The sequence below is a fragment of the Chitinophaga sp. genome (assembly GCF_035761305.1).
Classification (GTDB): domain Bacteria; phylum Bacteroidota; class Bacteroidia; order Chitinophagales; family Chitinophagaceae; genus Chitinophaga.
In genome coordinates this window covers 25,242-39,100 of record NZ_DASTRI010000024.1, presented here as the reverse complement: position 1 = coordinate 39,100, position 13,859 = coordinate 25,242, and the positions used below count along the sequence as shown (strand labels likewise).

The 13,859-nt window shown below is 48.8% G+C and carries 8 protein-coding genes; 2 read left to right on the top strand and 6 right to left on the bottom strand.

Annotated features, from left to right (window positions below; genetic code table 11):
• Both VFS25_RS02740 and VFS25_RS02735 read right to left on the bottom strand, forming a co-directional pair.
• The coding region (locus tag VFS25_RS02740; RefSeq protein WP_326460580.1) for an N-6 DNA methylase at positions 1 to 1,147 on the bottom strand (1,147 nt) is incomplete at its 3' end.
• Positions 1,144 to 2,001, bottom strand: coding sequence for a site-specific DNA-methyltransferase (locus tag VFS25_RS02735; protein ID WP_326460579.1), 858 nt, complete (start codon positions 1,999 to 2,001; stop codon positions 1,144 to 1,146). The genes VFS25_RS02735 and VFS25_RS02740, both read right to left, overlap by 4 nt.
• A gap of 295 nt (positions 2,002 to 2,296) precedes the next feature.
• On the opposite strand from VFS25_RS02735, the gene VFS25_RS02730 reads away from it, so the two are divergent.
• Positions 2,297 to 2,602: a hypothetical protein gene (locus VFS25_RS02730; RefSeq protein ID WP_326460578.1), complete on the top strand. Its 306-nt coding sequence runs from the start codon at positions 2,297 to 2,299 to the stop codon at positions 2,600 to 2,602.
• A 196-nt stretch (positions 2,603 to 2,798) separates the two neighbouring features.
• Here VFS25_RS02730 and VFS25_RS02725 read toward each other — a convergent pair whose 3' ends face one another.
• From VFS25_RS02725 to VFS25_RS02710, 4 genes are all read right to left on the bottom strand, one after another.
• Positions 2,799 to 3,533: a DUF4262 domain-containing protein gene (locus tag VFS25_RS02725; RefSeq protein WP_326460577.1), complete on the bottom strand. Its 735-nt coding sequence runs from the start codon at positions 3,531 to 3,533 to the stop codon at positions 2,799 to 2,801.
• A 120-nt stretch (positions 3,534 to 3,653) separates the two neighbouring features.
• Positions 3,654 to 5,678, bottom strand: a complete 2,025-nt coding sequence (locus VFS25_RS02720; RefSeq protein WP_326460576.1) for a beta-L-arabinofuranosidase domain-containing protein — start codon at positions 5,676 to 5,678, stop codon at positions 3,654 to 3,656.
• Positions 5,679 to 5,769: 91 nt separating this feature from the next.
• Positions 5,770 to 7,362: a RagB/SusD family nutrient uptake outer membrane protein gene (locus VFS25_RS02715; RefSeq protein ID WP_326460575.1), complete on the bottom strand. Its 1,593-nt coding sequence runs from the start codon at positions 7,360 to 7,362 to the stop codon at positions 5,770 to 5,772.
• A 13-nt stretch (positions 7,363 to 7,375) separates the two neighbouring features.
• Positions 7,376 to 10,306, bottom strand: coding sequence for a TonB-dependent receptor (locus tag VFS25_RS02710; RefSeq protein WP_326460574.1), 2,931 nt, complete (start codon positions 10,304 to 10,306; stop codon positions 7,376 to 7,378).
• A 419-nt stretch (positions 10,307 to 10,725) separates the two neighbouring features.
• Here VFS25_RS02710 and VFS25_RS02705 point away from each other — a divergent pair, with 419 nt between their 5' ends.
• Positions 10,726 to 13,857: a ligand-binding sensor domain-containing protein gene (locus VFS25_RS02705; RefSeq protein WP_326460573.1), complete on the top strand. Its 3,132-nt coding sequence runs from the start codon at positions 10,726 to 10,728 to the stop codon at positions 13,855 to 13,857.
• The last annotated feature ends 2 nt before the right edge of the window (positions 13,858 to 13,859 follow it).

Genomic DNA, 13,859 nt, shown 5'->3' with positions numbered 1-13,859 from the left:
TTCCCGCTGATAATTTTTGCTCCAGTGCTGCGCGTATTATTGTGCCGCTTCCGCAACATGGGTCAATTACCTTGTCTGATTCTATATTACGTACACATAGATGGACCAACAATCGAGCAAGTTCTATTGGGGTGGGGTACTGGCCTCGCAACTTACGAGTTGCAACTTCTACGGTTGCCTCCAATATATTGGATAATTGTGCCTGGTCGACAGAGCCAACACGTAGATCTGTAAGAAGTTTATTGAATTGTTTTAATTGATCCCACGCTCTCGCAGGTATTACATTCAATCCTATACTATCAGAAAATATTGTCCAGAAATTACAATCTTCCGAAAGCTGTCTGAATAATTCCAAGGCTTGATCCGGCGTAGTATCATCGTCAATGGAAATTCGTTGTGCTCGAGCATCCGTTTCACGGAGTATGTGTGCGAAAAGAATTTTGCCGATCCAGTTAGAAATTATTGCTTGAGATAAGGCTTTTTCCACAGTGCTGGAGCCATATTCAGCGCCATAGCGATCCCACCACAAGGTCATTTCAGCTCTCAGTCGCATGTCTCGTGTCGCTGCCGTGGTTAAGGCATCCTTTACTTCCCCTGCGTTCTCCATTATAAGCGCAGTAACGCCTCCGCTTCGATAGGCTTCGATAAATTGCCTTCCTTCTAACTCGCCATTATCAAAAAGCTCATTCAGTTGGCCGATAATTTGCCCAGCCATTGCTTCCCACCTGCGTCGATTGGGCATGACAGCAGTTCGAGTCGTTATATCAGCAAGTTCATTCCACTCTTGTATACAACTATATTCGTCCGTTTCAGCATCTCGCATATAAAGATGCGCATTGGAAACATTCCAAAGTAGAAAACTGTCAAGGCCTAATGCGCGTGCCTTTGCCTCTGCATTAGTACGAAACTCTTGATCGCGAATGTCGGTATCCGGCATTTTCAATTCCCAACCTTGCAAGATGCGGGCTGTGGTACGGTCACCAAATAAAAGCACGTCGGGGAACAAGCTACTACCTTCGGTTCTTATTGTCTGCTCGCCCCCGGCATCCTTAATTGATCTGTTGGTTTGGAAGGCAATGCTTTTAATATGTCCGATAAGATCTATGGCCCACGATCTTTCGTTATAGGCAGGGACGTTTCTACTCATATTACAATTTTGGTGTCTGAAGGGGTTATTAGTGCGTTGACATCAACCATCCCCCGCCGATTGGACTGCCCCACACGTGCCGACGGTTGTAGTTCAGAGAATAATGCAGGAGCAGGCTTTTGTTCTTTGAAAGCTTGTTCCACTTCGGAAAGCCGCTGCTTGGCAACCTCAATATAGTCAATTTGTTTTTCCTTGAACAAATGCACTTCTTCGTTTTTCTCGATTCCAATGAAGCGACGTTGCTCCAATGCGGCTGATACAAGAAAACTTCCACTACCAAAAGCATTGTCCAAGACAACATCTCCCTCTTTCGTAAACATACGGATGAGATATCTACCTAACGCAACAGGTTTTTGCGTTGGATGCCAAACGCGACCACCACTTTCACTTTCTGCTGTTTTGCAGTAAAGTGTGTCAGTAGGGAATCGTTCGCCGTCGCTTTTGACTTGAACGGGTTTAAAGTCGCCATAACTTCCAGTATACTGGGCCTTTCTGACCCCCTTATCGTAGGGTTCTCCAGGTGACATGACGGGATTATAGTCGGGTTGGCTGCCATAGAAAATGCATATATCTTCATGTTGGCGTAGTGGTTGACGCCGGGCATTAAGAAAGTTGGTGGGCTTACTTTTTACCCACACAAACTTGTATTTGAACCATTCTTCATTGCTTAAGATCAGCTTGGCAGTGAATATGCCTTGCGAGGACAAAGCGATAACACCTTTCGGTTTAATGATACGCTTGTACTCTTTCCAAAGCAGATCAAGAGGAATGACGCTATCCCACTTATTTTGCGTCGTTCCATAGGGAAGATCACAAAGAATCATGTCAACTGATTGGTTTTCAACCTTTTTCATGACTTTTAGACAGTCCCCTTTATATATATTGCCTCCCAGATAATTCATTCAGGATAATGTGGTTTTTTGTTCATTGACAAGCCAATTGGCAAGGTCAGTGAACAGTCAAAAATGCCCCGGAAATGGGAAGATTTTACGAAGATAAATAAGAGTAATCTAATACTAAAAAAATTAGCTTTCTTTTTTCTGATATAACGGTTATCTTCAAATATAAAGCAAGTCATTGGAACTCAGTTGATCTGGCGTAGTGTTTGCGACTATTAATTCATATTTTTACATAATATTTGAATATTTAATGGCTAATGCAAGAATTCAAAAGACAAATGTGACTCTTAAAATGCTCCTTGATAGTGGAATTTTAACCGCGGAGCAGGAACTTGTATGTGAAAATCCAAACGTCAGAGGTATGCTGAATGGTGATGGGACGATCACTGTCCGACTAGAAGATATCGAAAGAAGGTTCGATTTCCTAAGCGGTGCTGCTCGGTTTATTGAGAAGAGAAGCATTAACGGCTGGTTATATTGGGGTACTCTGGTCAATGGAATAAAACATAATCTTGGTGACTTTAGAGATCAATATCTTGAACTTAATGAACCCTAATAATTTAATATTAAAACTAGGAGCTCCGGTAGCATTTTGTAGTTTTGGGAGACAGGGTCATTTTTAAAATTAATCGAGAATACCTGCTACAGGCTAGCTACATCAATGCGTAAATTATTAAGAACGAGGTTAATGCATATTCTGTATTGGCAAGTAAGGACCGCATTTAAATATAGCCTTAAACCGCGCGCATTCATCACTCCCATTCCCACGGATCATTCACAGACTCGCGCCACGCGCTTTGCCCAAATGATAAGTGATAAACTTCATTCACACTGGGATCAATCCGGGTTATCTCTTCCAAACAAACCAGTTTCGCATCAGTCAAATCGGGTTCCCGCTCACTATGAAACTGCCAGGCTCCATCATCATTGTGATAAACATATAAAATGGGTTTTCCTTCCAGCACATGCTTAGTAGTAAAAACAGCTACATTCCGCTCTTCATAGAACTTAAAATCTGTGTTCCGGTCAAGGAGCGGTTGTTTAAATTTCCAGGCAGGATTGAACCCCTGCTCCCAGGGAAACAACGATTTCTTATCGGGCCATACCATTTGCAATGATGGGTAATCATCAGTAGAATAAAAATTACTGCAAATTGCCATGTAGTTTGAGTAATATGACGTCTCTACTGGCAGGAATTGTATGGGATAATCTTCCAAAAAATCCTGGTAAAGTTGGTCGGGATATAAAGAGGCGCTATTGGCTATCAATGCACAGGCATTGTTTAACAGGCGCCCTAACATATCTATTGATAAACCAAAGCATATAATTTCCGGGTGCCCGAATTTTTGATGCAATCCAATTGTATATGCATAACCGGGTAAATAATCATCTGCCTCTACCAATACAATATAGCATCCATATTGATCAATCTTATTTTGTATTTCATTACGGGAAACCGGACCGTGATCAAGCAGGTCTTGTAGCATTCTTTTAAAATTGTGGATAATGCTAAGATATGTGCTCCTCCCAGATCTTCCAAATGCTCCAATTCGCCTATAACTCCAAAACAAAACGGGCCGCTCCTTCCGAAACGGCCCGCTTTTCAATCAACGCCTGTCCACCACAGGAAACTCCGATATTCTCAAATTCGTGCAGCCATACGGCACTAAAATAATCTCCTCTTCCTCCTTCGCCGATTCAAACCTGTACGTTGTGCTGAATGGCAGCGGCCCTGCCATTTCATTGTACAATTGCCAGGATGGGATGCGTCTTGCCTTGGTTTTGATGATGATGGGCGCATTCTCCAGGTTCCAGGGGTAGCTGGTTGTGGTATCACGCATTTCCACTTTGTACTGCTCTTCCATCTCGTCACTGCGGGTTTGTATGAGGCCGTAGTTCCAGGGTGTAGTGGGTCGCACCTCGTAGAACTCTTTGCCGCCATATGATCCGGGAGGATTGGTGTTTTTAACCAGCTTCATTTCCTCACCAATCTTCAGTCCATAAGTAATTGGGCCGCGTTCAATGGAAATGGAATTTTCATACCAGGTATTCTTGAAAACATGCATGGGTAAGGTGAGGGTTACTACATCACCGGATTGCCATTCCCGCTCCATTTTTACAACCTGGTTGCCCTGCGCCTGTTTCCAGATCATGCCGTTGACGCTGATGGATGCATTTTTACACCACGAAGGTATTCTCAGGTGAAAAGGAAAGCTCGCTTTGCCGGCCATAGTGAGCGTAAACTTAATGCTTTCACTGAAAGGATAATTTGTTTCCTCTTTAAAAGCCACATGTACACCGCCGGTTACCGTTGTTTTTACTTCACAGGGAGCATACACCAGTGCGGCCAGTCCGCTATCGGCCGTGGCATACCAGAGGTTCTGTGTGAACTTTGGCCAGCCCTGGTGCATGTTGGCGGTGCAGCAGGGGTAGCCGGTGAGCAGGCCATAACATACATCGGTGCCATCGTGGTTGGTTTCAAAGTTCCGCATCTTGTTTGTGGCCATTACCTGGTTGGCCTGCTGAAAATACTGGCGGCACATGAAGTTGTCTGTAGCCTGCGCGGGCAATGCATTGAAAGCGATCTTCTCCAGGTGATCTGCAAAGCTTACCTGGCCGGTGATGGCCAGCATGCTTTCCAGTGAAAACATCATTTCTACTGCTGTGCAAAACTCCGAGCCTTGTGTGGGGTTGTTGCCGTGCAGGGTTTCATCGCCGCCATACAGCCCATGCGCCATACCATTGAATTTGCGGATGTCGGCAAAGGCGGTGTTCACTGCATCCAGGTACTTTTGGTCGGGGTGGCGCTGGTAATAAATGACCGGTTCCTTAATGCCCTGCGCCAGGTTCACGCAATGGATGCTGCCTTTGGTGGCCAGCATATTCCTTTCGAGGAATGCATTGGTGTAATCGAAAGTTTGTTGGTGAATGAGCTCTCCCAGGTCCAGCAAAAACGCGTCACCGGTAATGTTGTACAGCCAGTACACCATCATCAGGTTATCGCCGCCCCGGTATTTTGCCCAGAAAGACCAGTGGTCAAGCGGATGGGTGGGCAGCTCTTTCAGCTGGTAACGGAAGTAATTTGTCATCAGCGTAATGACGCGCTGGTCGCCGGTGGCGGAATAATATTGTTTGAGCACTTTCAGCATCACCATCTTCGGCCACCAGTCGTGGCTGTTATCACGCTGTACGCCCGGCTCAGGGCCGTAATCCTTTGAAGGGCCAAAGTAGCCGTTAGGTTGCTGGCTCTTAATAGCCCATTCTACCCAGGGTTTGGTTTTGGCAATAAGCTCTTTGTCGTTCAGGATATAGGCAAGCGGCAATAAGCCGTCAATCCAGTAGGGGCCACGTTCCCACTGATCGCCATCGCCCCCCAGCCATCCGTTGCGGCTGCCCATTACCTGGGGATATAGCTTGTCGAGCTTACCGGTTGCGCCGGTTTTCTGGCGCAACAGCATTTCTTTCAGCCATCCGTTGGCCCTGATAGCGCCCAGGGGCAGCTCGCGGTAAGGGTTCTGCCGCAAATGCGCATGGCTTTCCGTTGTTGTTGCCGTTCCGTTCTTTCTGTCCTGAGCTGCTGCCTGTAGCATACATCCTGCACAAACAACCATCAGCATCAATAGTGATCTCATATTCTGTAATTTAATATAATAATGTTAAAGGCATATGGGCAGTATGCAGCAAGTGCGGCCCATATGCCTGGATTAACTTCAAATGAATTTGTTACTGGAGTTTGGGATTTGAGTTAACCGCCGATTGCGGGATCATAAACACCGTTCTGTTGCCGCCCTGCGGTTTATGCGAGAGCCAGCTCTTTTTCGCGAACACGCCGAAACGAATGTCGTCCCTGCGCCGTTGTGCTTCCCATGCAAATTCCCATCCCAGCTCGTCCAGCAATCCGCCGTATTGCACGGGATCGGTATTACCGGCATCTACCATCGCATAATTTTCAACATAGCCATATTTGTAGCGCGTATTGCCCAGCAGCGATGCGCCGGTTACCGTAGCTTTGGCCGGATCGTCAAAGTTGCGTTTGCGCACATCCGACACAAGCAGCGCGGCGCCGCCTGCATCGCCGGAACGCAGCATGCACTCGGCTTTCATCAATAGCACCTGGGCATAACGGAAGAAGGGGAAATCGTTACTGAGATCAAAACGCGCGCCTACTTTGATCTCGAATTTGTTCTGCCGGTAGCCTTCTGACTCGCCGGTAAAAAGGCCGTCGGGCAGGTCTTTGGTGAACACGAGCGGCTGTCCTGCTTTATCATAGGACCCTTTCAGCGGGGTTACGCCGTCTATTGCGAACTGGGGGCCCATTAACCAGGTATTGGCCAGGCGTTTATCTGCAGGATCATAGGTGTCAATGAACTGCGATACGCCCATTGCTGAACCGGATCCCCAGGGTGTTGTTTGCATGGCGCGTTTGTCGCGCAGGGCCGCATGCCAGGAGAACATGTCAACAAAAAAGCCGCCGCCGTGTATTTCATCAAAAGGAACGGCAAATACGATCTCCGGTGAATTGTCGTTCTGGGTGATGAATACATTGCGGTAATCCACTTCCAGCGAGTATTTATTGCTGCCGATAATATCGTTGCATTCACGAAGACAGTCGCCCCATTTTGCTTCGCCTGTGTATACCTCAGCATTAAGGTAAACATTCGCCAGCAAGGCTTTGGCTGCCCACTTATTGAAACGCCCGTACATCTCCTTGCCTGTTTGTTCGCTCAGGTTGGGCATGGCTTCGGTTAGCTCAGCTACAATAAAATCGTATATCTGTTTACGTGTTGCCTTATCCGGCAGGTCAGTAGCCGTAGTGGTCACAAGCGGCGCATCGCCGAAGTTGTCGCAGATCAGCCAGTAGAAAAATGCCCTGGCGGCGCGCATTTCCGCAATCAGTGATTCTTTTGTTGCGCCCCCGGTTGCAGGTACTTTCCCGGATTCCAGCTGCGATATTACACGGTTTGCATTGGTGACGCCGCGGTACAATGCGTTCCACATATTGAGCAGCTGCGGGTTTTCCGAGTTCCAGGTATGCAGGTGCAGTCTTTTATAAATACCGCCATCATCCCATCCGGAGGGATTGGCGGGCATCACCAGCTCGTCTGAAGTAGTTTCCTGTACCATGTAAAAAGTGGTATGGCCAAACAGGTCCCTCATATTGGCATATACAATACCCATTGCAGCGGTGGCGCTCTGGTAAGTATAATTCTGTTCGGTTACATCCGAATACACAATCTCGTCAAGGTTATTATTGCAGGCAGCCAGCATTACCGGGGTAATGGCAAGGGCCAGGATATATTGTTTTATTGATTTCATGATCAGTCTTTAATTAAAAAGTGAAAGAAGCGCCCAATGTAAACGTGGTAGTGGCGGGATAGCGGGTCCTGTCGTCCAGGCCGGGTGTAAGACCGGTAACACCTACTTCAGGATCTATTCCCGAGTATTTCGTAAACGTGACCAGGTTGGAGCCGGAGGCATACACGCGCAGCGCTTTGACCGGCGTATGTTTCAGCTTAATGTTATAACCGATGGTTACGTTATCTATCTTCCAGTAATCGCCCTGTTCAATGTAATAGCTTACATAGTTGAGCGACTGGTCGTCGGCCAGCGGGCGTTTGCCGTAAATGTTATCGTAGGCGGATGTGAGCAGGTTGCCACGGGTAAGCATTACCGGCGCTGCATAAAACATACGGGGCGTGTTCAGTATCTGGAACCCGAAAGCGCCGCGCATGGTTACATTCAGATCGAAATTCTTATAGCTTAAGCTGCTGTTAAAGTTCAGGTAATGTTTAGGCAGGCCGTTGCCGATGATCTGCTTGTCATCTGCCTGCTGATCGGCAATTGGCTTGGGCTTGCCATCTTTACCCTCAATAATCCAGTAGCCATGTTCGTCAATGTCAACCGATCTGAAGCCCCAGAAGTTCCCGATCGGCTGCCCGATCTGAATACGGGAAATCGGCTGCTGGATGGGTTCTTCAGTGGTGCCTGCATCAAAATAACCGGCAGCAAGCTGGAAATTTTTATCAGACAGTGAGAGCAGCTTATTGCGGTTGGTGGAATAGTTTGCAGAGATATTCCACTTCAGGTCTTTGTGGTCAATGGCAGCAACATTCACCTGGAATTCGATGCCTTTGTTTTCCATAGACGCTGCATTTGCGCGGATGGTGTTATACAGGTAAGGCGGTGTGGGCACTGAATAGTCCATCAGCAGGTCGCGGGTTACACGCCTGTAAAGGTCCAGTGAGCCGGTTACACGGTTGTTCCATAAACCATAATCTACCCCGATGTTCGTTTCTTCCTTCTTTTCCCAGCGCAGGTCGGGGTTGGCGTTGGTAGAGGGATTGATTACCTGTATCCATTGCCCGTTAATGAGCGTATAGGTGCCAAAGTTGATACGGTTCAATGACATGTACGGATCGCTGGGCTCCGTACCGGTGATGCCATAACCACCGCGCAGCTTCAGCGCGCTGAGTACTTTGGAGCCTTTCAGGAAGTTTTCATTCATGATATTCCATCCGGCAGAGATGGCGGGGAAATTACCGTACTTGTTGTTTCTTCCGAATTTGGAAGAACCTTCCCGGCGGATGCTGGCCATCAGCAGGTATTTATCGCGGAAGCTGTAATTCAAACGGAAAAAGTAGCCTACCAGCTTGTTACGGCTTTGGTAAGAGTTCTCGGGCACCTCGCCACGCGACAGCGCCAGGCCCGCACCGATGTTGTTGTATGAAAAATCATCTGTGGGGAAATCCCAGTTCTGCATCCAGTAGTCCTGGTAGCTGGTTTCACGCCAGCTGTAACCGGCCAGCGCTGTGAAGCCGTGATCATTGATCGTTTTCTGATAATTGGCTGTCAGCTCCAGCAGGTTTTCTTCCGAACGGGTAGTGCCGCGTGAAGCATAGCCGTTTTTGCTATCGTGCAGGGTAGAGTAGTGGTGTTTGCTTTCATAGTAGCCGCGAACACTGTTGTACAGGTCGCGCGAGCCAAGCACTTTCAGATCCAGGCCATTAATGGGAGAATATGTAACTGTTCCCAGCGTTCTGAAATTAGTATTCTGGTTCTTGCCGTCGGCCTCCATCAGCAGCGATACCGGGTTGGCATAGTTGGTTTTGTCTGTATGCTCGGTCCAGTTGCCGTTTGCATCTTTCACCGGATCGGTGGGATTATAGGTCAGACCGTTGCGATACACATCGCCGCGGTAGCTGCTGCCGTCTGAGCCCGCAAAGTAGGTTTGCTGGTAGCCGCTCAGGTTTGCATTGAGGCGCAGCTTGCCGTTGAACATGCGGTGGTTCACTTCAATGCGCGGGTACAGCATCTTATTGTCTGACCGCAGGATCAGGCCCTGCATGCTCCGGTAGTTCAGGTTGGCGATATAGCTTGTATGCTGCGACCCGCCACGGAGGCTGATGTTATGCACATGTGAAACAGGGGTGCGGGTAATCTCATCCAGCCAATTGGTGTTAGCGCCGTAGTCAAATGCGCCCGGCTTGCCCTGGGCCACCAGCTCGCGGTATTGTGCGGCGTTCATGAAATCCAGTCTTTTCGTGATCTGCTGAACAGTAACATAGCTGTTCACATCCACTGTAGGCGGCATTTCACCATTCACTTTTTTGGTGGTGATGAGGATAACCCCATTCGTACCCCTGGTGCCGTAAATGGCCGCTGCAGAGCCATCTTTCAGCACATCGATTGATTCAATGTCTTCCGGCGCAACTGTGGTAAGGGTGCCCGGCACCCCGTCTATCAACACCAGCGGGGAGGTACCGGATTTGAGCGTGGTGATGCCGCGAAGGTTGATCTGCGCTGTACCCGTGGGATTTGCATCCGGCGTTATAACATTCAGGCCGGCAACTTTTCCGCGTATCAGCTGTGCGGCGTCCTGCACGGCGCCTTTCACAAAATTTTCGGATTTAACGCTGGCGATAGCCGTGGTTACACGCTCACGTTTTTGCGTGCCATACCCTACTACTACCACGGCATTGAGGGAGGTTTCTGTAGCCAGCAGGCGTATGTTCACCGTGGTGCTGTTTCCGACTGCAACCTCCTGTGGCGTATAGCCGATAAAACTGAAAACAAGCGTGGATGAGCCGTCCGGTACATTAATACTGTACCTGCCCGCTGCATCGGTAGCGGTGCCGCCGGTTTCACCTTTCACGCGTACATTTACGCCGGGCAACGGTGTGCCCGATTCATCGGTAACTGTTCCGGAAACTTTTACCTGCTGGTAACTGTTCCGGGCCGCCATGTCCCCCGGAAAGGCCATGGGAGCTGTGTTTGCGGTACTTTTAAGGCAGGGAATTGATACAATAGCCAGTTGGAAAAATGTGGCGCCCACAATTTTGATCCAACCGCGCTGGAGAAGTAGACTTCTTTTCATAACGGTTAGTTATTTGAAAGTTTAATTGAAAGGTTGAGCAAGACATCCAGGAACATATTCACTATCTTTTCGTGAGACAGGCGTTGTTGACAACCTGCGCGATCGTTCTGTATTTTGGCTGTTTATCGTGTTTAGTCGTTTGTACCAGGCGGGTCAAATTAAAGCGATAAAGCAATCACGGGCTTAACACTGCATATCAAAATTCTTCCAATTTGTGTCACGGTTACTCTCCTATGGCGTTTTGCGGGTGTTTTCTCTATTTTTGAAAGGATCATTTACAGCTAATGCGATATTTTATTTTATATATGTTGCTGCTAGGGTGCACTGTAGCGGCCAACGGCCAGCCCGTTTATTTCCGGCATTACCAGGTAGAGGACGGGCTGGCCAACAACACCGTATTCTCGGCTTTCCAGGATGCACGGGGCTTTATGTGGTTCGGCACCAAAGAAGGCCTTAACCGTTTTGATGGTGTTGGTTTCAGGGCATTTAATATGAAGCAGGCGAACCAGCCGGATGCCAAGGAATTTGTGTACAGCATCGGGGAGGGTGTTCGCCACACGTTGTGGGTAGGCACACGGAAAGGGCTTTATGAATTTGATCCGCGTACAGAGATATTTTCATTGCTCAGGCCCACGCAGGGCAGCGAGATACTGGATATTAAACCGGACCGTAAGGGAAAAATCTGGTTCACGGCTAACCTGCGGCTGTTTTGTTACAACGAGCAGCAGCAGGCTACACGTAGTTATGATCTTCGTACGGCGCAGTCCCTGCGGGTGGCCGCCATTTGCATCAGTAAAGATCAAACAGTTTGGGCCTGCTCGCTGGATGGGTACATCTTCCGTTATGATGCTGCAACGGATGCGTTCCATTGTGTGAATGCGGCCGACAGGCAAAGGCCAGGTGAGGTGAACCGGATCTACTGTACGCCGCCCGGGAAAATCCTCATTGGCTCGGTGCGGGGACTTACCTGCTACGACCCGGTGAACGGCACGTACCGCCCGCTGCTGGGGCTTCCCGCGCACCAAAAGCCGGTATATGTGCGCGATATTCTGCTGTTTTGGGGAAATGAATACTGGATCGCTTCTGAGTCGGGGATTTATATTGTTGACCTGGAAACCGGCCACACCGAAAATATGCGGCAGGAAGATTCCAACCCTTACTCTATTTCAGACAATGCGGCTTATGTGCTTTATAAAGATACAGAAGGCGGTATCTGGTGCGGCACCTATTTCGGCGGGGTAAATTATTACCACAGCCGCCATAGCTATTTCAGGAAGTACTTCCGCAATAGCAGCCCCAATAGCCTGAGCGGAAATGCAATAAGAGAATTATGTCCCGACGGGCATGGTAACCTGTGGATAGGCACTGAAGATGCGGGATTGAATAAACTCAATCTCGCCACAGGCAAAGTAACACGTTTCTCAGCGCCCGGCACTGTTTCATCCACAAACATACATGCGCTGCTGATTGATGGCAATGAGCTGTGGGTGGGTACTTTCCAGCAGGGGCTTGATGTGCTGGACCTCCGCACCGGCAAGCGCCTGCGGCATTACAATGCAGATCCGGCAAACAATGGATTACAGTCGAACTTCATTATCTCTGCCTGCAGGACAAGGGGCGGAGAAATATTGCTGGGCACCAGCCACGGCATCTATCGCTACCAGCGCAGCACCGGGCGTTTTATAATGGCGCGTGAATTTCCTGAAAGCAGCTACGTGTTTTGCCTGTATGAAGACCGCGATGGCACCATCTGGGCCGGCACCATTGGCCGGGGGCTGTATTCCTACAATGCAAAAACAGGAGAGAAGGGCCATTTTATTTATGATGCCCGTAACAGCAACAGCTTAAGCAGCAACAGCGTGTGCGGCATTTTCCAGGACAGCGGCCAAAACCTCTGGATCTCTACTGAAGGAGGCGGTGTGTGTAAATTAAACAAGGACCGGCACAGCTTCACCCGCTTTAACGTTGCTGCCGGCCTGCCCAGCAACATGGTGTACAAGGTGCTGGAAGATAAGCACAAGCAGCTTTGGATCAGCACTTCGCAGGGATTGGCGATGTATAACCCGGTACAAAACAAATGGAAGGTGTACACCAAATCCCACGGCCTGCTTACTGACCAGTTCAATTACAGCTCCGGCTACCGCGATTCCACCGGTACATTATATTTCGGCAGTGTAAAGGGATTGATCAGCTTTAATCCCGACCTGGTGGTGCCGGACAAAACCAGCCCGCCCGTGTACATTACCAGCTTCCAGGTCAATGACCAGGATCTTCCGATCAACCGGTCTACCATGCCGTATGCCATCTCCTTCACTGATACCATTACGCTTGAATATGACCAGTCATCTTTCGCCATCGGCTTTGCTGCGCTTACCTATATTGCAGCGGATATGACGCAGTACGCTTACCGGCTGGACGGGCTGGATAAGAGCTGGACATACCTGCCCACCAACCGCAAGGTTTATTTCACCAATCTTCCTCCCGGTGATTACACGTTTCGCATCAGAACAGCCAATAACGACAGCGGCTGGCAGAACAGGGAAACGCGGCTGCTGATCCGCATTGCCCCGCCCTGGTGGCGCAGCTCCCTGGCGTATTGCATATTCGCAGTGATTGTGCTTACATTGATATACTTGCTGGTGAATGCCTACCACCGCCGCCAGAAAGAAAAACATAAACGCAGGCTGGCGCTTTTTGAGCAGGAAAAGGAGAAGGAGATTTACAAAGCCAAGATCGAGTTCTTTACCAATGTGGCGCATGAGATACGCACCCCGCTGACATTGATAAAAGGACCGCTGGAAATGGTGATCGATGAGGTGGGAGAGCAGCCTGGAATTAAGAAAAGTTTGAAAAGCATTGAAAGAAATACAGAACGGCTCGTGGCTTTGACAGACCAGCTGCTCGATTTCCGTAAAACAGAAAACCAGGGCTTTTCGCTCAGCTTCGTGAAGGTGAACGTGCCCCGGCTGGTACAGGAGAATTACCAGGCATTTGCAGCCACGGTACAGCAAAGGTCTTTATCATTCAACATTGAATTGCCGGAGAAAAGCTTTTACGCATTCATTGATATTGAAGCATTCCACAAGATCATGAGCAACCTGATTGGCAATGCCGTGAAATATGCCACGGAAAAAGTGGTGGTGCGGGTAGTACCTCCACCAGGGGAGCAAGATACGTTTCGCATAGAAGTGGGTAACGATGGGGCATTGATTCCCTGGACGCTGCGCGAGAAGATATTTGAGCCTTTCTTCCGCATCAATGCAACAGGGCAGCCGGGGTCCGGGATAGGCCTTTCGCTGTCACGCGCGCTTGCGCAGCTGCACAACGGTGTACTGGAATTACAGCAGAACAGCACAATGAACATATTCGTTCTCACATTGCCGGTACACCAGCACATTGAATTCAGGCTTAGCTCTGTACAGAAAAAATTTTCTTAACG